This is a genomic window from Bacillus sp. SIMBA_031, assembly GCF_046535225.1.
In the GTDB taxonomy this organism is placed as follows: domain Bacteria; phylum Bacillota; class Bacilli; order Bacillales; family Bacillaceae; genus Bacillus; species Bacillus velezensis.
Genome location: NZ_JAWRXC010000189.1, coordinates 1 through 275 on the forward strand (window position 1 = coordinate 1; position 275 = coordinate 275).

A 275-nucleotide genomic window follows, 5' to 3' on the forward strand; every position below is an offset into this window, starting at 1 on the left:
CTGCCCGGCTTCTTTTCCGATCTTCAATCAAGCCTGCCTTATACGCCATTTTACACCGCGCAAGACCTCGTAGAGATCGGGAAAGTCGATACAATATCGTATCGCGTCATCGGCCTCGATCACCCGAACCGTCAGCTTCTGATGCTGCACGAGCGCTACGCCGTAGGCGCGGACTCCGGGGAGGCATTCACCCATGCTGCGCAGGAAGCGGGTATGGTGTTGTCAGGCGCGGTCGAAATCACCGTCGGGGGTCAGCAGAAAGTGCTCGGCCCAGG

Annotated in this window: 1 protein-coding gene; it reads left to right on the forward strand. The window is 58.9% G+C overall.

From position 1 onward, the window contains the following. Positions 1-275 (forward strand): cupin domain-containing protein (locus tag SB724_RS20005; RefSeq protein WP_410572570.1); only part of this gene is annotated, 275 nt, incomplete at both ends.